Source organism: Methylobacterium oryzae, from assembly GCF_036441375.1.
Taxonomy (GTDB): Bacteria; Pseudomonadota; Alphaproteobacteria; order Rhizobiales; family Beijerinckiaceae; genus Methylobacterium; species Methylobacterium oryzae_A.
Genome location: NZ_MLCA01000001.1, coordinates 928124 through 947510 on the forward strand (window position 1 = coordinate 928124; position 19387 = coordinate 947510).

At 71.4% G+C, this 19387-nt stretch carries 21 protein-coding genes; 6 read left to right on the forward strand and 15 right to left on the reverse strand.

Features of this window, described 5'->3' with window-relative positions; genetic code table 11:
- Positions 1–225: 225 nt before the first annotated feature.
- Positions 226–1329, reverse strand: coding sequence for a molybdenum ABC transporter ATP-binding protein (gene modC, locus MOTC310_RS04470; protein WP_331300921.1), 1104 nt, complete (start codon positions 1327–1329; stop codon positions 226–228).
- Between the two features lie 62 nt (positions 1330–1391).
- Here modC and MOTC310_RS04475 point away from each other — a divergent pair, with 62 nt between their 5' ends.
- Positions 1392–2048: a glutathione S-transferase gene (locus MOTC310_RS04475; RefSeq protein ID WP_331300922.1), complete on the forward strand. Its 657-nt coding sequence runs from the start codon at positions 1392–1394 to the stop codon at positions 2046–2048.
- 30 nt (positions 2049–2078) lie between these two features.
- Here the strand turns inward: MOTC310_RS04475 and modB are convergent, their stop codons facing one another.
- The 4 genes from modB to MOTC310_RS04495 all read right to left on the reverse strand — a co-directional run bounded on the left by modB (position 2079) and on the right by MOTC310_RS04495 (position 4218).
- Positions 2079–2771: a molybdate ABC transporter permease subunit gene (gene modB / locus MOTC310_RS04480; protein WP_331300923.1), complete on the reverse strand. Its 693-nt coding sequence runs from the start codon at positions 2769–2771 to the stop codon at positions 2079–2081.
- A 15-nt stretch (positions 2772–2786) separates the two neighbouring features.
- Positions 2787–3602 (reverse strand): molybdate ABC transporter substrate-binding protein, encoded by an 816-nt coding sequence (modA, locus tag MOTC310_RS04485; protein ID WP_331300924.1) that lies wholly within the window; start codon positions 3600–3602, stop codon positions 2787–2789.
- A gap of 118 nt (positions 3603–3720) precedes the next feature.
- The gene (locus MOTC310_RS04490; RefSeq protein ID WP_331289865.1) at positions 3721–3918 is read right to left on the reverse strand and encodes a hypothetical protein; all 198 of its coding nucleotides are present in this window, start codon (positions 3916–3918) and stop codon (positions 3721–3723) included.
- A gap of 156 nt (positions 3919–4074) precedes the next feature.
- The gene (locus MOTC310_RS04495) at positions 4075–4218 is read right to left on the reverse strand and encodes a hypothetical protein (protein ID WP_331289866.1); all 144 of its coding nucleotides are present in this window, start codon (positions 4216–4218) and stop codon (positions 4075–4077) included.
- Positions 4219–4493: 275 nt separating this feature from the next.
- Between MOTC310_RS04495 and MOTC310_RS04500 the strand changes: the two genes are divergently transcribed.
- Entirely contained in the window at positions 4494–5414 is a 921-nt protein-coding gene (locus MOTC310_RS04500; RefSeq protein ID WP_331300925.1) for a 50S ribosomal protein L11 methyltransferase, read from the forward strand.
- A 51-nt stretch (positions 5415–5465) separates the two neighbouring features.
- Positions 5466–5654, forward strand: coding sequence for a ribosome modulation factor (rmf, locus tag MOTC310_RS04505; protein WP_331289868.1), 189 nt, complete (start codon positions 5466–5468; stop codon positions 5652–5654).
- On the opposite strand, the gene MOTC310_RS04510 is transcribed toward rmf, so the two are convergent.
- On the reverse strand, positions 5655–5987 hold the full coding sequence (locus tag MOTC310_RS04510; protein ID WP_331300926.1) for a hypothetical protein: 333 nt from the start codon (positions 5985–5987) through the stop codon (positions 5655–5657). It lies immediately after the preceding gene.
- A 60-nt stretch (positions 5988–6047) separates the two neighbouring features.
- On the opposite strand from MOTC310_RS04510, the gene MOTC310_RS04515 reads away from it, so the two are divergent.
- Both MOTC310_RS04515 and MOTC310_RS04520 read left to right on the forward strand, forming a co-directional pair.
- Positions 6048–7886 (forward strand): aminopeptidase P family protein, encoded by a 1839-nt coding sequence (locus tag MOTC310_RS04515; RefSeq protein WP_331300927.1) that lies wholly within the window; start codon positions 6048–6050, stop codon positions 7884–7886.
- Positions 7887–8004: 118 nt separating this feature from the next.
- Complete coding sequence (locus MOTC310_RS04520) at positions 8005–10185, forward strand: protein-disulfide reductase DsbD family protein (protein ID WP_331300928.1); 2181 nt, start codon at positions 8005–8007, stop codon at positions 10183–10185.
- A 131-nt stretch (positions 10186–10316) separates the two neighbouring features.
- Here the strand turns inward: MOTC310_RS04520 and phoB are convergent, their stop codons facing one another.
- The 6 genes from phoB to pstS form a co-directional block, all read right to left on the reverse strand.
- The gene (gene phoB, locus MOTC310_RS04525) at positions 10317–11012 is read right to left on the reverse strand and encodes a phosphate regulon transcriptional regulator PhoB (RefSeq protein ID WP_331290288.1); all 696 of its coding nucleotides are present in this window, start codon (positions 11010–11012) and stop codon (positions 10317–10319) included.
- Positions 11013–11141: 129 nt separating this feature from the next.
- Positions 11142–11861, reverse strand: a complete 720-nt coding sequence (gene phoU / locus MOTC310_RS04530; protein WP_192708539.1) for a phosphate signaling complex protein PhoU — start codon at positions 11859–11861, stop codon at positions 11142–11144.
- 114 nt (positions 11862–11975) lie between these two features.
- On the reverse strand, positions 11976–12791 hold the full coding sequence (pstB, locus tag MOTC310_RS04535; protein WP_020094141.1) for a phosphate ABC transporter ATP-binding protein PstB: 816 nt from the start codon (positions 12789–12791) through the stop codon (positions 11976–11978).
- A 22-nt stretch (positions 12792–12813) separates the two neighbouring features.
- Positions 12814–13704, reverse strand: a complete 891-nt coding sequence (gene pstA, locus MOTC310_RS04540) for a phosphate ABC transporter permease PstA (protein ID WP_331289871.1) — start codon at positions 13702–13704, stop codon at positions 12814–12816.
- A gap of 12 nt (positions 13705–13716) precedes the next feature.
- Entirely contained in the window at positions 13717–14694 is a 978-nt protein-coding gene (pstC, locus tag MOTC310_RS04545; protein ID WP_331300929.1) for a phosphate ABC transporter permease subunit PstC, read from the reverse strand.
- Positions 14695–14779: 85 nt separating this feature from the next.
- Entirely contained in the window at positions 14780–15820 is a 1041-nt protein-coding gene (gene pstS, locus MOTC310_RS04550) for a phosphate ABC transporter substrate-binding protein PstS (protein ID WP_331300930.1), read from the reverse strand.
- A gap of 230 nt (positions 15821–16050) precedes the next feature.
- On the opposite strand from pstS, the gene MOTC310_RS04555 reads away from it, so the two are divergent.
- Complete coding sequence (locus MOTC310_RS04555; RefSeq protein ID WP_331289874.1) at positions 16051–16296, forward strand: hypothetical protein; 246 nt, start codon at positions 16051–16053, stop codon at positions 16294–16296.
- A gap of 15 nt (positions 16297–16311) precedes the next feature.
- Here the strand turns inward: MOTC310_RS04555 and MOTC310_RS04560 are convergent, their stop codons facing one another.
- The 3 genes from MOTC310_RS04560 to MOTC310_RS04570 form a co-directional block, all read right to left on the reverse strand.
- Positions 16312–16512: a hypothetical protein gene (locus MOTC310_RS04560; protein ID WP_331289875.1), complete on the reverse strand. Its 201-nt coding sequence runs from the start codon at positions 16510–16512 to the stop codon at positions 16312–16314.
- Between the two features lie 116 nt (positions 16513–16628).
- Complete coding sequence (gene recN, locus MOTC310_RS04565) at positions 16629–18302, reverse strand: DNA repair protein RecN (RefSeq protein ID WP_331289876.1); 1674 nt, start codon at positions 18300–18302, stop codon at positions 16629–16631.
- 171 nt (positions 18303–18473) lie between these two features.
- A complete protein-coding gene (locus MOTC310_RS04570; protein WP_331289877.1) occupies positions 18474–19355 on the reverse strand; it encodes an outer membrane protein assembly factor BamD in 882 nt (293 codons plus the stop codon).
- Positions 19356–19387: the final 32 nt, after the last annotated feature.

Sequence of the window (19387 nt, forward strand, 5' to 3'; positions counted from 1 at the left end):
CGCATCGCCCTCCGCGACCCGCGCAGCAAAACCACTGCACGACCCATCGTGGCGGCGATCTTCTAACTAATGGTTGTTTTGACTCCTGATATTACAACCAAAGGGCGTGAAGGCAGCCTCCGAGACGGCCTCCCGGCGGGGACCAGGGCAGGGTGTGACCCGGCCTCTCGCCGCGGCGCGCCGCTCGCCAACGTCGGAGGACGGACGCTCCCGACCGCGGCAGTCTCAGATCGCCCGCGGCGGCCGCAGCAGGCCGATCCCGGCCGGATCGAAGGAGGCGCTCTTGATGATGGCGTGGACCTCGCGCCCGGGCGCGAGGCCGAGTTCGCGAACGGCCGCGGCGGTCACCCGCGCGACGAGACGGGCGCCGTTGCAGTCGATCTCCACCGCCGTCTCGGCGCCCGCCGGAGTCAGCCCGCAGATCCGGCCGGCCAGCACGTTGCGGGCGCTGAGACCGCGGGGATGTTCGGTGGCGACGAGAACGTCGCGGGCGGGAATCCGAACCCGCAGTCGCGTCCCGGCCGGGCGCGACAGGCCCGGCACCAGCAGCTGCCCGGCGGCGCCCGTCAGGCGCGTCAGCCCCGTGGTGGCGTCGACCGCCTCCACGACCATGTCGAGGAGCGCGCCGGCCTCGGCCTCGTGGATCGGCACGAGATCGGCCCGGCGCAGGATCGTCTCCGCGGGTCCGGCAGCGGCCACGCGCCCGGATTCCAGCACGATCACGGTCGTTGCGAGCCGCGCCACCTCGGACACCGCGTGGCTCACGTAGATGACCGGCACGCCGACCTCGTCGCGCAGGCGCTCGATATAAGGGAGGATCTCGGCCTTGCGGGTTTCGTCCAGGGCCGCGAGGGGCTCGTCCATGAGCAGGAGACGCGGCTTGGCCAGCAGCGCCCGCCCGATCGCCACGCGCTGGCGCTCGCCCCCCGAGAGGCCAGCGGGCCGCCGGTCGAGGAGATGGTCGATGCCGAGCATGCCCGTCACCGCCGCGAAGGCCCCCGGGTCGGCGCGGTGCCGGGCGAAGACGCGGCCGTAGCCGAGATTGGTCCGGACGCTGAGATGCGGGAACAGCCGCGCGTCCTGGAACACCACGCCGACCTGTCGACGATGCGGCGGCAGGATCAGCCCGGCCGCGGTGTCGACCCACGGGTGGCCCCCGACGACGATCCGGCCGCGGTCCGGCCGTGCAAGGCCGGCGAGCAGGTCGATCAGGGTGGTCTTCCCGGAGCCCGAGCGTCCGAACAGCGCGGTGAGCCCCGGGCCGGCCTCGAAGACGGCCTCGAGCGTGAAAGCGCCGCGCCGGAGCTGGACGTCGACCTGGATGCTCACGCGGCGGGACTCGGGTAACAGGGCCGCCGGCGCGTCCCGGCGCCGGCCCGGACTTGCCCACGATGATCACGGTCCATCACCTCGAGAACAGCCGCTCGCAGCGCGTGCTCTGGCTGCTGGAGGAACTCGGGCTGCCCTACCGCGTGACGCGCTACGCCCGCGATCCCCGGACCCTGCGCGCGCCGCCCGAACTCGTGGCCGTGCACCCGCTCGGCAAGGCGCCGGTGATCACCCACGGCGAGACGGTGGTCGCCGAGACCGGCGCGATCGTCGCCTATCTCACGGGTCTGGCCGGCGAGAGGCTGGTACCCGGACCCGGGGCCGAAGAGCGGCGGCGCTACATCTACTGGTCGCACTACGCCGAAGGCTCGGCGATGCCCCCGCTGCTGCTGAAGCTTGTCTTCGGGCGGCTGGCGCCAAGCAGCCCGTGGCCGCTGCGACCCCTCGTCCGCCGCATCGCCGACACGGTGCTGCGGGGCTTCGTCGATCCGGACCTGCGCCGGCACGCGGCCTTCTGGGAGGCTGAACTCGCCGGCCGTCCGTATTTCTGCGGCGCCGACTTCACCGCGGCCGACATCCTGATGAGCTTCCCGCTGGAGGCCTTCGCGGCGCGCGGCACGGGTGCCGGCCCGCGCGTCACGGACTGGCTCGCGCGCATCCATGCGCGCCCGGCCTATCAGAGGGCGCTGCGGCAGGGCGGCCCCTACGCGTATGCCTGAACGGGCGGGCCGGCTCGGATGGATCGCCATTCAGCCCGCCCCCAGCCGTCGTCCGGCCCGCCGCGCCAGGAATTCCGAGACCAGGAGCGCCGTGACCGACAGCGCGATCGAGATCAGGGTGAGGCGCAGGGCCGGCCCCTCCCCGCCGGGAACCTGCGTCAGCGTGTAGATCGCCGACGGCAGTGTCTGCGTCTCACCCGGAATGTTCGACACGAACGTGATGGTCGCGCCGAATTCCCCCATCGCCTTGGCGAAGGCCAGCACGGCCCCCGCGAGGCATCCGGGCAGGCTGAGCGGCAGCGTGATCGTCAGGAACACCGCGAAGGGGTGCGCGCCCAGCGTCCCGGCCGCCTGCTCCAGGCGCCGGTCCACCGCCTCGATGGACAGCCGCATCGCCCGCACCATGAGCGGGAAGCCCATCACCGCGCAGGCGAGCGCCGCGCCGGTCCAGCGGAAGGAGAAGACCACCCCGATCTCGGCGAGGGGCGCGCCGAGTGGACCGCGCCGACCGAAGGCCAGCAGCAGCAGGTAGCCGGTGACGACCGGAGGCAGGATCAGCGGCAGGTGGACCAGCCCGTCCAGAAGGGCGCGGCCGGGAAAGCGGCGCCGGGCCAGAAGCCACGCCACGGCGAGGCCGGGCACGAGGCTCGCGAGCGTCGCCACCGTCGCCACCCGAAGGCTCAGGCCGACGGCGGTCCACTCCTCCGGCGTGACGCCGAGCAAGGGTCCGGCGCGCCGCTACTGACTGGCGCCGGGCTGCGCGATCACCGTGAAGCCCTGGCGCTCGAAGAAGCCGCGGGCATCCGGGCCGCGCAGGTAGCCGAGCAGCGCCCCGGCATCCGGGCTGCGCGACTCCTTGTTGACGGCCGCCGGATAGACGATCGGCGGGTGGCTGTCGGCCGGGAAGGTCGCGACCACGTGGACGCTCGGGTCCGCGGCCGCGTCGGTGGCGTAGACGATGCCGAGGGGCGCCTCGCCCCGCGCGACGAGAAGGAGGGCGGCACGCACGTTCTCGGCCTGAGCGACCCGCCCCTTCACGGCGTCCCAGGCGCCGAGCTTCTCCAGGGCGGCCTTGCCGTACTTCCCGGCGGGAACGGCGTCGAGCGTCGCCATCGCCAGCCGACCGCCGCCGAGCATCCGCGTCAGCGTGGTGCCGAGGTTCGGCGCCAGGGCGACCTGCGGGGCCGCGGCGCTGTCCTTCGGCCCGGTGGCGATCAGCACCAGGGCGTTGCGCAGGAGATCGATCCGCGAGCCGGTCTTCAGAAGCCCGGCCCGGTCGACATAGTCCATCCAGGCGAGGTCGGCCGAGATGAACAGGTCCGCCGGCGCCCCCACCTCGATCTGCTTGGCGAGGGCGTTCGAGCCCGCATACGAGATCCGCGCGGTCTTGCCGGTCGCCTTGGTCCAGGCGGCGGCGGCGTCGTCGAGGGCGTTCTTGAGGCTGGCGGCCGCGAATACGACGACCGGCTCGTCTGCCCGCGCGCCCCTGCCCGTGGGAGCGAGGGTCAGCGCCGCGAGCGCGACCGCAACCAGGATCCGTCGGGCCAAGCGCATCCGTGAACTCCCCGTGGCGGCCCGCTGTAGACGGCGGGGAACGACGGAGATCATAGGGACGCGACGGCGGGCGGCCAAGGGCCGGCAGCCACGGGGAACCGGGCGGTCCGGCTTCACATCAACCGAGGTTGGCTTCCTGCCGGTCCTTGGGCTCGGCCTCCGCCCGATGCAGGCGGCTCAGCAGGACGAGGAGATGGCCCGGGAGCGGCCCGTCCGGTGCGGGACCGCCGAAGATCCGCTCACGCGGCCGGGGATGCACGGACGTGTCGTTGACGACCACGGGCCCGCGGGGGCCGGAACGCCGGGACTTGGTCACGCTGTACGCACCCTGCTCAATCGTGATTCACGTAAAAAGCCGGCAAAAACGCCGCTGACAGCGGCGGGTTCCGCGGCCGCGATACCTCATTTGGTTAACGCGCGAACATCCTGCCGCATTCCTGGGCAGCCGGGCGCGCGAATCGGACCCATGACATCACCATGTCCGGATGTCGGGCTTCTCGGTCGGGCGCCCGTCCGGCAGCCCGGCCATATCGTTCGCGACCAGCCGCGCCCAGAGCGCGGCCGCGGCCGTGGTCACGGCCGCGAAGGCGACGCTGATGAGGAGGGACGCGGTCATGGCAGCACGATCGTCTGTCAAAACCGGCGCGCCGCGCGGGAAGTGCGGCGCGCCCGAGTTGAGGGTCAGGCCTTGGGAAAGCCGAGATTGTTTAAGCACGCCCGAAGTCCCTGGACACTGATTTTGATCGCTTCAAAAATAAGTATTGGTGCTTGTGTCTGTCCGGCAACAAGGGGTGGGACGGCACGCCCGCCGGGCTTCCCCGCCCGCCGCGCCCGGATTTTTTCGCACCAGCCCCTGGGCTGCGGCGCGCCCCGGCGTTACAGCCGGGCACCATGCTCGAAGGTCTGCCGCCCCATCGCCCGTCCCACGTCCTGCGTCTGCTGACCGACGAACGCTCGGCCCGCGCGATGACCGACCTGCTGGGCGAGATGTTCGATCCCACGGAGACCGCGGTGGCGGCCTTCGAGGACGAGGACGGGCGCACGTGGCGCCTGGAGGCCTATTTCGCGGACGCGCCCGACGAGGATTACGTCCGCGCGCTGATCCGCCCGGTCATCGGCGATGCCGCCGACGCGGCGGAGTTCCGCACGATAGCGCAGCAGGACTGGGTGCGCGCGTCGCTGGAGGGCCTGAAGCCGGTCCGGGCCGGCCGCTTCCTCGTGCACGGCTCACACGACCGGGACTCCGTGCGGGGCAACGATCTGGCCATCGAGATCGAGGCCGCTCTCGCCTTCGGCACCGGGCATCACGGAACGACGCTGGGCTGCCTCCGCGCCCTGGTCGCGGAACTCAAGCGCCGGCGCCCGGCCCATATCCTCGATGTCGGAACCGGAACCGGGATCCTCGCCTTCGCGGCCGCCAAGGCGCTGCGCCAGCCGGTGGTGGCCGGCGACCTCGACGCGGAGGCCGTGCGCACGGCCCGCGAGAACGCCCGCGCCAACGGGCTCGGCCCTTATCTCAAGCTCTACGAAGGGCCCGGGGTGCGCCACCGCCTCGCTGACCGGTCGCGCCATTTCGATCTCGTCTTCGCCAACATCCTGGCCCGGCCGCTCAGGCTCCTCGCGCCGACCCTGGCGCGGGTCGTCGCCACCGAGGGCGTGCTGGTCCTGTCCGGCCTGATCGAGCGCGACGTGCCGGGCGTGCTCTCGGCCTACCGCCTCCAGGGCTTCTCCCTCGTGCGGCGCGGCGTGATCGAGGGGTGGGTCGCCCTGGTCCTGATGCGCGGCGGGTCGGCGCCGCGTCCGCGGCGCTGACCCGCGCGGAGCCGCCCCGAAACTCCCCGCGTGCCGGCGTGTTATCCGGTCATGAGCCAGACGTCGCTCCACGATCCGCCCGCGGACCCCATCGCCGAGGGCGCCCGCGCCCGGGCGCAGGGCCGGCCCAAGGATGCCTGCCCGTATCCGGCCAATTCGCCCGCGCGTCGGGCCTGGATCGAGGGCTACGACGGCGCGCCCGCCGACCGCGCGCCGGACCTGCCGATCACGAACGGCTGATCAGCGCGCGGTGCGCAATCGACCCGGCCGGTCCGGCTCGCCCGCGGTCTCGGCCGGTGACCCCGGCGCGTCCGCCTGCGACACCGGCGCGCCGAGCGCCGCCATCAGCGCGCGCAGGCCGTCGATCCACTCCTCAAGTTCGGCGAGCGAAGCGAAACCGTCGCGGCGGACCACCGTGTCGGGCTCGATCGTCACGACGGCGTCGAAGCGGCCGTCGGGTCTGTCGCTGATCCGGTAGAAAACGCGGCGTGGCATGTCTGAGTAATAGGCCAAAATCGGCGGCGTGATAAGATTGCTAACGATCTTTAAGCACCGCAACCAACCTTCGACCAACCCTTTTGTCGTGAGAGCAGGGTGTTGCGACGCGGGAGCGGCGGGCGCTAGGCTCGCCGCATGACCGACACCCGTTCGTCCCGACCGCGGCAGCGCTTCCAGAGCTTCGATGACCCGAGCCACCGGAAGGGCGCCGAGCGGATCGAGGCGCTTCGCGCGGCCCTGCGCGAGACCGGGCTCGACGGCTTCGTCGTCCCACGCGCCGACGAGCACCAGTCGGAATACGTTCCCGCCGACGCCGAGCGGCTGGCCTGGCTCACGGGCTTCACCGGCTCGGCCGGGACGGCCGTGATCCTGATGGAGTCCGCGGCTCTCGTCGTCGACGGGCGCTACACCCTGCAGGCGCCCGAGCAGGTCGATACCGGCCTCGTCACGGTGGTGCCGCTCGCCGAAACGACTCCGGAGGCCTGGACCGGCGCCAATCTGAGGCGGGATCAGGTGCTCGGCTACGATCCCTGGCTGCACACGCCGGACGGTCTGGCGCGCCTGGAGCGGGCCGTGACCCGCGCCGGCGGCGCGGTGCGGGCGGTGCCGAACCTCGTCGACGCGGTCTGGGCCGGGCGGCCGCGGCCGCCGGCCGGACCGGTGGTGGTCCATCCGGACGCGCTGTGTGGCGAGGCGTCCACCGACAAGCTCGCCCGGATCCGGGCGTCACTCGCCGAGGGCGGCTGCGATGCCCTGGTGATCTCAGATCCGCACAATCTCGCCTGGGCCTTCAACCTGCGCGGGTCCGACGTCGCACATACGCCTCTGGCGCTGGGCTACGCCATCCTGCCGCGCGAGGGGTTGGCCCGGCTGTTCCTGGTCTCGCCGAACGTCGATCCGTCCCTGTGGACGGCGCTCGCGCCGATCGCCGAGATCCTGCCGCGGGCGGACCTGGACGACGGGCTGGCGTCACTGGCGGGCGTGCGCGTCCGCCTCGACGCGGCGACTGGCGCCGTCGCCCTGAAGGAGAAGATCGAGGCCGCAGGCGGCACGGCCGATATCGGCAAGGATCCGATCACCGGCATGAAGGCGGTGAAGAACACCGCCGAGATCGCGGGCGCCCGCGCCGCCCATGTCCGGGACGGGGCGAGCGTCGTGCGCTTCCTCGCCTGGCTCGACGGCGCGGCCGCCGCCGGCGGTCTCACCGAGATCGCCGCCGTCGAGGCCCTGGAGGATTTCCGGGCCGCGGGCGGCGACCTGCGCGAGGTCTCGTTCCCCACCATCTCGGGTTCGGGGCCGAACGGCGCGATCGTCCACTACCGGGTGAGCCGCGCCACCGATCGCACGGTCCGGGCGGGCGAGCTGTTCCTGATCGATTCCGGGGCGCAGTACCCGGACGGCACCACCGACATCACCCGAACGGTCGCCGTCGGCGCGCCGAGCCCGGAGATGCGCGACCGCTTCACGCGGGTTCTGAAGGGCCACGTCGCCATCGCCCGGGCGGTGTTCCCGGTCGGCACGACCGGCGCCCAGATCGACGGCTTCGCGCGGGCGCCGCTCTGGCAGGCGGGCCTCGACTTCGATCACGGCACTGGGCACGGCGTCGGTGCCTTCCTGTCGGTGCACGAGGGGCCGCAGCGGATCGCCAAGACCGGCACGGTGGCGCTCGAGCCCGGCATGATCCTGTCGAACGAGCCCGGCTACTACGCGCGCGGCGCCTACGGCATCCGGATCGAGAACCTCGTCCTGGTCGAGCCCCGCACGATCGCGGGCGGCGAGCGTCCGATGCTCGGCTTCGAGACGCTGACGCTCGCCCCCTACGACCGGCGGCTGATCCAGTCCGACCTGCTCGAACCCGAGGAGCGCGCCTGGATCGACGCCTATCATGCCCGGGTGTGCGAGACCCTGGTGCCTGGGCTCGATAGCGGGACGCGCGACTGGCTGGAGCGGGCGACGGCGCCGCTGGAGGGTTGAGCCGCCCGCGGGGACGCCGGGCGTGGTCCATGTTAAGACCCGGCGCCGTGGAAATGGACGCGCCGGGCCGGAGACGCCGCGCATGAAACCGCGACCGCCCTGCGCGCGAAGGGACAGCATGATCCGCCGCCTCGCCATCCTGATCCTCGCCCTCGCGGCGAGCCTCTCGGCCGCCGCGGCGCAGGGGTTCCCGCAGGGCTTCCGCACGCCCGCGGACCTCGTCCGGGCGAGCCTCGTGGCCGAGCCCGCCGCGGTCGCCGGCGCGCAGCCGTTCACGCTGGCGGTGCGGATGCAGATCAAGCCGGGCTGGCACGTCTACTGGCGCAATCCGGGCGATTCCGGCCTGCCCCCGGAGGTGACCTGGACCCTGCCGGCCGGCTTCAACGCCGGCGCGATCCGGTGGCCGGCGCCGGAGCGCATCCCGATCGCGACGCTCATGAATTACGGGTATGAGGGCGAGGTCACGCTCCTCGTCCCGGTGACGCCGCCGCCGAGCCTCGATCCGGCCGATCCGGTTCAGATCCAGGCGAAGCTGACCTATCTCGTCTGCGAGACCGAGTGCGTCCCCGGTTCGGCCGATCTCGCCCTGACCCTGCCGGTCGGCAAGGCCGAGCCGGACCCGGCCAGTGCCGCGTTGTTCGCCCGCGCCCGCGCAGCTTTGCCCGTGCCGGCGCTCTGGCCCCTGCGCCTGTCGAGCCAGGGCGACACCCTGCGCCTCGATTTCACTGCGTCCGGCCTCACGCCCGAGGCGGTCCGGAACGCCGCGTACTTCCCCTACGCCGAGACGGCGATCGACAACGCCGCCGCGCAGGTGATGACCGTCAACGAGACCGGCCTGCACCTGACGCTCGCCCGGAGCAGCCCGACCGATCCGGTGCCCACCACCCTGCCCGGCGTCCTGACGGTCGACGCGGTCGACGCGGTCGACGCCGCCGGGACCCGCCGGCTCGCCTTCGCGTACGGCGACGAGCCGGTGCTTCCGGCCGCCGGGGCGCCGGCCGCGACCGCGCCGAACCCGGCCGCGACCGCGCCCGCCGCCTCCGACTTCGACGCGCTGACCCTCGCGACCGCCGCGGCCTTCGCGTTCCTCGGCGGCCTGATCCTCAACCTGATGCCCTGCGTCTTCCCGGTTCTGTCGATCAAGGTGCTCAGCCTCGTGCGGCACGCGGGCGAGGGGCCGGCCCGGCTGCGGCTCCACGGTCTCGCCTACACGGCCGGCGTCCTGGCGAGCTTCCTGGCGCTCGCGGCCGCGCTGATCGCCCTCAAGAGCGGCGGGGCCGCGATCGGCTGGGGGTTCCAGCTGCAATCGCCCGCCATGGTCGCGGGACTCGCCTACCTGCTGTTCGCGATGGGCCTGAGCCTCTCCGGCGCGGTCCATGTCGGCGGCCGGCTCGCCGGCCTGGGCGACGGCCTCACCCGACGCGCCGGCCTGAGCGGCTCGTTCTTCACGGGCGTGCTCGCCACCCTGGTGGCGACCCCCTGCACGGCGCCGTTCATGGGCTCGGCGGTGGGCTTCGCGCTGACCCAGAGCGCCGGCGTGGCGCTCACCGTCTTTGCCAGCCTCGGCCTCGGCCTCGCCCTGCCCTTCCTGCTCCTGACCCTCTGGCCGCCGGCCCTGCGGGCGCTGCCGCGGCCGGGCGCCTGGATGGAGACCCTCAAGCAGGTCCTGGCTTTCCCGGTCTACGCCACCGTCGCGTGGCTGATCTGGGTGCTGGCGCAGCAGGTCGATCCGCGCGGGCTGCTGGCGGCATTGATCGGCCTCGTCCTCGTGGGCTTCGCCGCCTGGGTCTGGGAGCACGGCCGCGCGGCCCCGCCGCGGGCCGGCCGGATCGCGCAGGCCGCCGCGGTGCTGGCGCTGCTCGCCGTCGGGGCCCTCGCCGTCACCCTCCCCCGGGACCGTGCCGCGCCCTCGCCGCAGGCCACCGCCGACGGGGTCGAGCCGTTCACGCAGGCGCGCCTCGACGCCCTGGTCGACGCGCACCGTCCCGTCTTCGTGGACATGACCGCCGCGTGGTGCATCACCTGCGCGGTCAACGAGGCGACCTCGCTCAACACCAGGGCGGTGCGGGCCGCGATGGCCGAGCGCGGCGTGACCTACATGAAGGGCGACTGGACCAACCAGAACCCCGAGATCACCCGCCTCTTGGAGAAGCACGGGCGCAGCGGCGTCCCGCTCTACCTGCTCTACACCGGGACGGGGGAGCCCCAGGTGCTCCCGCAGATCCTGACCGAGGGGACGGTTCTGGCGGCGCTGGAGGCGGTGCCTGCGTCCGGCCGGAGCGCGGCGCTGGCGCGCTGAATCAGTTTGATGTCTCAGGCCCCTGAGCAGCGCCACGCTCACCGGCGTCCCGCCGCCCTGGGTCGCTTCGCCGGGCTCGCGATGACGGTGCGCCGGAGCGGTGTGCCCCTCCGACAACCCTTCGGGCCGCCTCAGGCTTCCAGCGAGAAGGTCTCGTCGAAGGCGTAGCCCGAGCCGCGGACCGTGCGGATCGGGTCGGCCTGGCGCGGGCCGTTCAGCGCCTTGCGCAGCCGCCCGACATGGACGTCGACGGTGCGCTCGTCGATGTAGACGTCGTGGCCCCAGACCCCGTCGAGGAGCTGCTCGCGGGAGAAGACCCGGCCGGGCGCCAGCATCAGGAATTCGAGGAGCCGGAACTCCGTGGGCCCCAGATGCAGCTCCTCGCCGCCGCGGCGGACGCGGTGGCCGGTGCGGTCGAGCTCCAGGTCGCCGGCCGCCAGCCGGTCCGAGACGTGGGCGGGCTTGGCCCGGCGCAGCAGCGCGCGGATCCGGGCGAGCAGTTCCGGGACCGAGAACGGCTTGACGATATAGTCGTCGGCGCCCGTGCCGAGACCGCGGACGCGGTCGCCCTCCTCGCCCCGGGCGGTGAGCATGATCACCGGCAGCCGCTCGGTTTCCCGCCGCGCCCGGATCCGGCGGCACAGCTCGATCCCCGACAGGCCGGGCAGCATCCAGTCGAGCAGCACGAGGTCCGGGGTTCGCTCGGCCAGGAGCAGTTCGGCGTCGTCGCCGCGCGCCGCCGAATCCACCAGGAAGCCCTCGGCCTCCAGGTTGTAGCGCAGCAGCGTGGTCAGCGCCTCCTCGTCCTCGACGATCAGGACTTGCATGCTCACGTTCGAAGACTCGTTCTACCGGCGGTCCAGCGCACGGTGCAGGAGGCGCCGCCCTGCCTCAACCTGCACGGATACTTACCCCGGCCGCGCCCACAGGAAGGCGCGGAGACCGGGGTCTGAAGCTCACGGCGCCTGGACGCCGTCCACCGTCGCGTAGTTCGACGCGTCGTTCTTCGGCCGATCGCCCGCCAGCGTCTCGCCGGTGGCGAGGTAGTGGATCGTCTCGGCGATGTTGGTGGTGTGGTCGCCGATGCGCTCGACGTTCTTGGCGCAGAACAGGAGATGCGTGCAGAACGAGATGTTGCGCGGATCCTCCATCATGTAGGTCAGGAGCTCGCGGAACAGGGAATTGTACAGGGCGTCGATCTCGCCGTCGCGCTCCCAGACGTCGTGGGCCGCCTGGACGTCGCGGCTCGCGTAGGCGTCGAGCACGTCCTTGAGCTGGCCCTCGGCGAGGTCGCTCATGTGGCGCACGCCGAGCACGATCTTCTGGGCCGGCGCCTGGTCGGAGATCGCCACCACGCGCTTGGCGACGTTCTTGGCGAGGTCGCCGATCCGCTCGAGGTCGCCGGAGACGCGGATCGCCGAGATGGTCTCGCGCAGGTCGATCGCCAGGGGCTGGCGCCGGGCGATCAGCAGCACGGCGCGCTCCTCGATGTCCCGCTGCAGCGCGTCGAGGCGCTTGTCGGCGAGGATCACCGCCTGGGCGAGCGTGTCGTCCCGGCGCACGAGGGCGTCGGTCGCCTCCGCGGTCATCTTCTCGGCCACGCCGCCCATCTCCGAGATCGAGCGCCGGAGGTTCTCGAGGTCGGTGTCGTAGGAGGTGACGATATGGCCGGGCATGGTGGATCCTTCGATAAAGTCCCGGGAGCGGCGCGCCGGGGCGGCTTGCGGGGACTTGCCGGCGCGCCGGGGGCGCCGACCGGCAGGTCTCGGGACCGGAGCCTCCCGGTCAGACTAGCCGAAGCGGCCGGTGATGTAGTCCTGCGTGCGGCGTTCCGTCGGGTTCATGAACATCCGGTTGGTCGGACCGAACTCGACGAGCTGCCCCAGATACATGAAGGCGGTGAACTGCGAGATGCGCGCCGCCTGCTGCATGTTGTGGGTGACGATCACGATGGTGAACTCGTCGCGCAGCTGCTCGATCAGCTCCTCGATGCGGCCGGTCGAGATCGGGTCGAGGGCCGAGGTCGGCTCGTCGAACAGGATCACCTCCGGCTTCTGCGCCACCGTCCGGGCGATGCACAGGCGCTGCTGCTGGCCGCCCGACAGGCCGGTGCCCGGCTGCCGGAGCTTGTCCTTCACCTCGTCCCAGAGCGCGGCCTTGCGCAGGGATTCCTCGATCCGGCCGTCCAGCTCGGATTTCGGCAGCTTCTCGTAGAGGCGCAGGCCGAAGGCCACGTTGTCGTAGATCGACATGGGGAACGGCGTCGGCTTCTGGAACACCATGCCGATGCGCGAGCGCAGCTCGTTCAGGTCGACGGAGGGGCTGAGGATGTTCTCGCCGTCGAGCAGGATCTCGCCCTCGGCGCGCTGCTCCGGATAGAGGCTGTAGATCCGGTTGAAGCAGCGCAGCAGGGTGGACTTGCCGCAGCCGGAGGGGCCGATCAGCGCCGTGACCTGCCGGTCGTGGAAGTTGAGGTTGACGTCCTTCAGCCCGTGGAAGCTGCCGTAGTAGAAGTTCAGGTCCTTCACGGCGATCCGCACGGGGCCGCCCTCTTCGGCGCGGTTGCGGTTCAGCTCGACCGTGGGGATCGCGGAGGCGGCGTTCATCGTCGTGTCCTCGAGAGGGGTCTCAGCGCGAGGCCTGCGGCTTGATCACGAGGCGCGCGATGATCGACAGCGCCAGGATGGTCGCGGTGATCAGGAGCGCGCCCGCCCAGGCGAGGCCCTGCCAGTTCGGGTAGGGCGAGAGGGCGAACTGGTAGATCATCACCGGCAGGTTCGCGACGCCGCCCATTAGGTTGGCCGAGAACCAGGAATTGTTGTTGAGCGCGGTGAACAGCAGCGGCGCGGTCTCGCCGGCGATGCGGGCGAGCGCCAGGATGATGCCGGTGACGATGCCGGCCGAGGCCGCCCGCCAGGTCACGCTCATGATCACCGTCGAGGGCGGCGCCCCGAGCGCCGCGCCGGCCTCCCGCAGGGTGCCGGGGACGAGGCGCAGCATGTCCTCGGTGGTGCGCACGATCACCGGCACGGCGATGATCGCCAGCGCCACACCGCCGGCCCAGCCCGAATAGGTGCCCATCGGCCGCACCATGAGCGTGTAGACGAACAGGCCGATCAGGATCGACGGCGCGGAGAGCAGGACGTCGTTGAGGAAGCGGATCAGGGCGGCCAACTTCGAGCCGCGCCCGTACTCGGCCAGGAAGGTCCCGGCCATGACGCCCACCGGCGTGGCGATCAGGATGCCGATCCCGGTCAGCACGAGGCTGCCCAGGATGGCGTTGGCGATGCCGCCGCCCTCGGAGCCGGGGCCCGGGGTCGGGTTGGTGAACAGGGTCGGCGTGAAGCCGCGCACGCCCTGCACGATCAGCATCACGAGGATCGAGCCGAGGACCAGGGCACCCACCACGGTGGCGCCGGTGCAGGCGATGCGCAGTGTCCGGTCGGCGACGCGGCGGCCCTGGCGGACCCGGCCGGGGCGGCGCTGCGCGGTCGCGGCGATCGTGCTGGAGGAAACCATCGCGCGTGCTCCTCAGGCGGCCTGGACGCGGCGCGTCAGCAGCCGGGCGATGATGAGCACCACGAAGGTGATCACGAACAGGATGCAGCCCAGGGCCATCAGCGCGTTCAGCTGGAGGCCGTCCGCCTCGTTGAACTCGTTGGCGATCCGCGACGCGATGGTCGAGCTCGGGTCGAAGATCGAGGCCGAGAGGCGGTTGGCATTGCCCACCACGAAGGTCACCGCCATCGTCTCGCCGAGCGCCCGGCCGAGGCCGAGCATGATCGCGCCGATGATCGAGACCGCCGCCTGCGGCACCAGCACGTGGCGCACGACCTCCCAGGTGGTGCAGCCGATGCCGTAGGCGCTCTCGCGCAGCACGGTCGGGATCTGGTCGAGCATGTCCCGGGCGATCGAGGCGATGAACGGCACGATCATGATCGCCAGGATGATCCCGGCGGTGAACACGCCGACGCCCGACGGCACCCGGGCGTAGAACAGCGTGCCGACGATCGGCATGCCCTCCACGAGGTTCGAGACCGGGATCTGTATGTAGCGCGCGAGGAGCGGCGCGAACACGAACAGGCCCCACATGCCGTAGATGATGCTGGGCACGGCGGCCAGCAGCTCGATCGTCATGGCGACCGGCTTGCGGGCCCAGCCCGGGCACAGCTGGGTGAGGTAGACCGCGATCCCGAGCGAGACGGGGACGCCGATCAGCAGCGCCAGGAAGGCGGAGGCGACGGTCCCGATCACCGCGACCAGGGCGCCGTACTGCTCGGTCCCAACGTTCCAGGCGCTGGAGGTCAGGAAGCCGAAGCCGAATTCGCGGAAGGCGGGCCAGCCGCCGTACAGGATCGAGCCGAGGATGCCGGCCAGCACCAGCAGCACCAGCAGGGCCGCGCCGTACGAGCAGGTCCGGAACAGGGCGTCGAGACTCCGGCTCGGCGCCTTCCGCGCGGTCGCGGAACGGGTTCGGCCGAGGGCGATCGATTCGGTCAAAGCGGGCATCCGCGGTTCTCTGCGAAGGGTGGCGTGGTAGCCCGGTGCGTTCCCGGAAGCGAGGGAGGAGGTTCTCACCTCCTCCCGGCCACGCTCACATGTTGAAGACAGGCTTACCGTCCTTGCCCTTCACGTCCTTCCACTCCTGGTGGATCAGTTCGACGACGTTGTCCGGCAGCGGGACATAGTCGAGGTCGGTCGCGAGCTTGTCGCCGTTCTTGTAGGCCCAGTCGAAGAACTTGAGCACGGCGGCGGACTTGGCCGGGTCGGCGGCGTCCTTGTGGACCAGGATGAAGGTCGCGGCCGTGATCGGCCACGCATCCTCGCCCGGCTGGTTGGTCAGCGAGATGCCGAAGCCCGGGGTCGCCTTCCAGTCGGCGCTCGCCGCCGCGGCCTGGAACGCCTTGTCGTCGGGCTGCGGGTACTTGCCGGCCTTGTTCTGCAGCAGGGCGTAGGAGAGCTTGTTCTGCTTGGCGTAGGCCGACTCGACGTAGCCGATCGCGTTCGGAACCTGCTTCACGGTGGCGGTCACGCCCTCGTTGCCCTTGCCGCCCTGACCGACCGGCCAGGAGATCGTCGTGGCCGCGCCGTACTCCTTCTTCCAGGGCTCGGAGACCTGCGACAGGTAGGTGGTGAAGATGTTGGTCGTGCCCGACGCGTCGGAGCGGTAGACCGGGGTGATGTTGGCGTCGGGGAGCTTCAGCCCGTCATTGAGCTTGGCGATGCGCGGATCGCTCCACTTCGCAATCTTGCCGGCGTAGATGTCGGCCAGCACATCGCCGGTGAGCTTGAGCTTGCCCGGCTCGATCCCCGGGATGTTCACCACCGGCACGACGCCGCCCATCACGGTCGGGAACTGGACGAGGCCGTCCTTGGTCAGCTGCTCGGGCTTCAGGGGCGCGTCGGTGGCGCCGAAATCGACCGTCTTGGCCTGGATCTGCTTGATGCCGCCGCCGGAGCCGATCGACTGGTAGTTGAGGCCCGAACCGGTCTCCTTGCGGTAGGCCTCGGCCCACTTGGAGTAGACCGGGAAGGGGAACGTGGCGCCGGCGCCCGTGATATCGGCGGCGAGCGCCGCGGACGCCAGCTGAACCGTCGCGAGGCCGACGGCGAGCGCGTAAGCGAAGGGTCTCAAAGGAATCTCCGTTGCCGTCGGGCAAGAGCCTGCGCCGCTCCGCCGGCAAGCCCATGCCCGCGGCAGAGCTCTGCGGCCGATCTTCCGAAGAGACCCAGCGCCGGCCGCCCGATGGCCCGGCGGTTACGACAAGTAGATGACACCGGGATGACATCGATCCGCGCACGGCGCGGCACGGTTCCGGGCTCTCGCGCGTTCCTCTCTACCACCAGCAGAAGGACGCGCGGATCGTGGACGGCGACGAGGTCGATGCGGCGACGGAATCCGATCCGGCCTGGCTGGCCCTGCACGCCGAGCGGGAAGCCGTGGAGCGGGCCCTGGCGCTGGCGCAGGCCCGTCAGAAATTCAGCGCCGATCCGGCGGCCGCTTCGGCTGCGCGCGTCGAGGAGGCGGAGCTGCTGGTAAGTCTCGACCGCGTGCTGACATTGATCAGGGCCGCCGAGTACCGCCGACGGCCGGGTGCGCGCCGCTGGTAGCGGCGCGGTGCCGTGTCAGACCGCCCGGCGCAGCTCGCGCTCCTTCTGGCGCAGGCGCAGGAGCAGCTCGACATGCGTGTCGGTGATCGGCTGCGTGTCGACGCTGCCCTCGTAGACCGTGCGGAGCGTGAGGCCGAGCTGGCGCGTGTCGACCGCGCGTTTCAGAGGCTGTCCCGCAGACAGAGGCCCATCGGAGTCGACGACTGACGGCTTCATGGCTCCCTCTCGCCCGTCAACCGCCCAAACCTGCCGCGGTACCGGGATGGGAGTACTCTCACTATGAATAGTTAACGATTCATTACCTGCAACCAACGGTTAAGGTTGACGCCGGTTTACGCGTCGGCACCCTGGAGGAGCCGCGCCGCGGCCGCGCGGGCCTCGTCGGTGACGGTGGCGCCCGCCAGCATCCGGGCGATCTCCTCACGGCGCTCGGCGACCGGCAGGCTCGCCACGCGCGTGGCGACGCGGCCGGCCCCTTTCACCGGCGCCTTGGCGATCAGGAAATGCGTCTCGGCCCGCGCGGCGACCTGGGGCGCGTGGGTCACCGCGACCACCTGCACGGTCGCCGCCAGCCGGGCGAGCCGCATCCCGATGGCATCCGCCACCGCACCGCCCACCCCGGTATCGATCTCGTCGAAGATGAGTGTCGGGGCCGAGCCCTTGTCGGCCAGCACCACCTTCAGCGCCAGCATGAAGCGCGACAGCTCGCCGCCGGAGGCGACCTTCATCATTGGGCCGGGCTTGGTCCCGGGATTGGTCTGGGCCCAGAACTCGACCCGGTCGGTGCCCGCCGGATCGCGGGAATCCGGATCCGTGGCGATCTCGGTGATGAACCGGGCCCGCTCCAGCTTGAGGGGCGGCAGCTCGGCCTTGACGGCGGCGTCGAGCTGCTTGGCCGCCCGCCGCCGCCCGGCGCTGAGCTTCTCGGCCGCCTCGGCATAGGCGGCCTCCGCCGCCGCGAGCGCCTGCTCCAGCCCGGCCAGCGCCGCCTCACCGGCATCGATGGCCGCCACATCGCCGGCGTATCGCTCCGCCAGGGCCGCGAGGTCGTCGGCGGGGACATCGTATTTGCGCGACGCGGCGCGCAGCGCGAACAGCCGCTCCTCGACACGCTCCAGGTCGCGGGGATCGAACTCCGTCTCGGCCACCGCCGCGTCGAGGACGGCGCGGGCCTCGTCGAGGGCGACCATCGCGGCGTCGAGGGCGTTCACGCACGGGTCCACGAGGGCCGGCAGCTGCGCGGCCCGGCGCTCCAGCTTGCGCAGGGCGGCGGAGAGGTGCGGCACGCCGGAATGGGGACCGCCGACGGCCTCCAGCGCCTCGTTGAGCTCGCGCGCGACCTTCTCGGATTGCTGCATGATCGTGCGGCGCTCCGCGAGCTGGGCCTCCTCGCCCGGCAGCGGTGCGAGTTCGGCGAGTTCCTCCACGGCGTGGCGCAGGAAGTCGGACTCCTTGCGGGCCGCCTCCACGCGGGCGCGGTGCTCGGCGAGCGCGGTGCGGGCCGTCCGCACGGTCCGCGACGCGGCGGCAACCTTGGCGAGCTGGGCCTGAAGGCCGCCGAAGGCGTCGAGGATCGCCCGGTGCGAGGCGGGATCGGCCAGCGCCCGGTCGTCGTGCTGGCCGTGGATCTCCACGAGGGCCGCGCCGATCGCCCGCAGGACCTGCACGCCCACCGGCTGATCGTTGACGAAGGCCCGAGTCCGGCCGTCCGCCATCTGCGTCCGGCGCAGGATCAGGTCGCCTTCGGTGTCGATCTCGGCCTCGGCCGCGATTCGGCGCGCGGGATGATCGAGCGGCAGATCGAACACCGCCGTGACCGCGCCCTGCGCCTCGCCGTGGCGGACCAATCGGCCGTCACCGCGGCCGCCGAGCGCCAGGGCGAAGGCATCGAGCAGGATCGATTTGCCCGCGCCCGTCTCCCCGGTCAGGACGCTGAGTCCCGATCGGAAATTCAGTTCGAGCCTGTCGATCAGGACGATGTCGCGGATCGCGAGCTGCGCCAGCATGCGGCGACGGGGATTCCTCAGGATGGGACCGCAGACATAAGGCGGCTGGGGCGCGGATTCACCCCAAAAATGCGTCGCACCGCTCGATCGGTGCGCCGCAATGGGAAAGGCCCGGAGCGGCGGCTCCGGGCCTCGATGATTCTCGGTACAGCCCTGTTCGGGTCTGGAAGCTTACTCGGCCGAGGCGGTCTTGCCGGTGACCGTGCGGTAGATCTTCGAGAGGAACGAGGTCTTCTCCTCGCGGGGCTCGAGGCCGCCTTGAGCCAGCAGCGCGTGCGCGTCCTTGTACCACGGGCTTTCCGGGAAGTTGTGGCCGAGCACCGCGGCGGCGTTCTGCGCCTCCTGGGTGATGCCGAGCGCCCAGTAGGCCTCGGTCAGGCGCTCGAGCGCCTCCTCGGCGTGCCGGGTGGTCTGGTACTTGGCGACCACGTCGCGGAAGCGGTTGATCGCCGCCGGGAAATTGCGCTTCTCCAGGTAGAAGCGGCCGATCTCCATCTCCTTGCCGGCGAGCTGATCGCGCGTGATCTGGATCTTCGCCTTCGCGTCCGCGGCGTATTCCGAGGTCGGATACTTCTGGACCAACTCCTGCAGGGCGACGAGCGCCTTCTCGGACCGCTCCTGATCGCGGGTCACGTCCGGAATCTGCTTATAGTTCGACATCGCCATCAGGTACTGCGCGTAGGCGGCGTCCTTGCTGGCCGGGTGCCGCTGCAGGTAGCGCTTCGAGGCGCTGATCGCGTCGTCGTACTTCTGGCCCTCGTAATTGGCGTAAGCCGTCATCAGCAGCGCCTTCCGGGACCACTCGGAATACTGGTACTGCTTGTCCAGGCTGTCGAACTTCTTGACCGCGCCCTCGTAGTCGCTGTCCTCGAGCTTGGCGAGGCCGTCGCTGTACAGCTTGTCGGCCGGAACGTCCGGAACGACCTCGGGCTTGTACTTCTCGGCGAAGATGCTGGTCGGATCGAAGTCGCAGCCGCCGAGCCCCAGGCCGAGGATGGCCACGAGGGGCGCCGCGAAGGCCGCCGCCCGGCGATGACGAATGGTGACAGGCATCTGGCGCTCTTTCCCGGAACCGGCGCCGACTC

Excerpts from the sequence above, each read along its gene's own strand:
- MOTC310_RS04570 (WP_331289877.1), bottom strand. The coding sequence starts at position 19,355 with ATGCCTGTCACCATTCGTCATCGCCGGGCGGCGGCCTTCGCGGCGCCC.
- pstC (WP_331300929.1), bottom strand. The coding sequence starts at position 14,694 with ATGCCCGCTTTGACCGAATCGATCGCCCTCGGCCGAACCCGTTCCGCG.
- MOTC310_RS04475 (WP_331300922.1), top strand. The coding sequence starts at position 1,392 with ATGATCACGGTCCATCACCTCGAGAACAGCCGCTCGCAGCGCGTGCTC.
- recN (WP_331289876.1), bottom strand. The coding sequence starts at position 18,302 with ATGCTGGCGCAGCTCGCGATCCGCGACATCGTCCTGATCGACAGGCTC.
- MOTC310_RS04495 (WP_331289866.1), bottom strand. The coding sequence starts at position 4,218 with ATGACCGCGTCCCTCCTCATCAGCGTCGCCTTCGCGGCCGTGACCACG.
- phoU (WP_192708539.1), bottom strand. The coding sequence starts at position 11,861 with ATGCCCGGCCATATCGTCACCTCCTACGACACCGACCTCGAGAACCTC.
- MOTC310_RS04520 (WP_331300928.1), top strand. The coding sequence starts at position 8,005 with ATGATCCGCCGCCTCGCCATCCTGATCCTCGCCCTCGCGGCGAGCCTC.
- pstB (WP_020094141.1), bottom strand. The coding sequence starts at position 12,791 with ATGAACGCCGCCTCCGCGATCCCCACGGTCGAGCTGAACCGCAACCGC.
- phoB (WP_331290288.1), bottom strand. The coding sequence starts at position 11,012 with ATGCAAGTCCTGATCGTCGAGGACGAGGAGGCGCTGACCACGCTGCTG.
- rmf (WP_331289868.1), top strand. The coding sequence starts at position 5,466 with ATGAGCCAGACGTCGCTCCACGATCCGCCCGCGGACCCCATCGCCGAG.
- MOTC310_RS04500 (WP_331300925.1), top strand. The coding sequence starts at position 4,494 with ATGCTCGAAGGTCTGCCGCCCCATCGCCCGTCCCACGTCCTGCGTCTG.
- modA (WP_331300924.1), bottom strand. The coding sequence starts at position 3,602 with ATGCGCTTGGCCCGACGGATCCTGGTTGCGGTCGCGCTCGCGGCGCTG.
- pstA (WP_331289871.1), bottom strand. The coding sequence starts at position 13,704 with ATGGTTTCCTCCAGCACGATCGCCGCGACCGCGCAGCGCCGCCCCGGC.
- MOTC310_RS04515 (WP_331300927.1), top strand. The coding sequence starts at position 6,048 with ATGACCGACACCCGTTCGTCCCGACCGCGGCAGCGCTTCCAGAGCTTC.
- MOTC310_RS04560 (WP_331289875.1), bottom strand. The coding sequence starts at position 16,512 with ATGAAGCCGTCAGTCGTCGACTCCGATGGGCCTCTGTCTGCGGGACAG.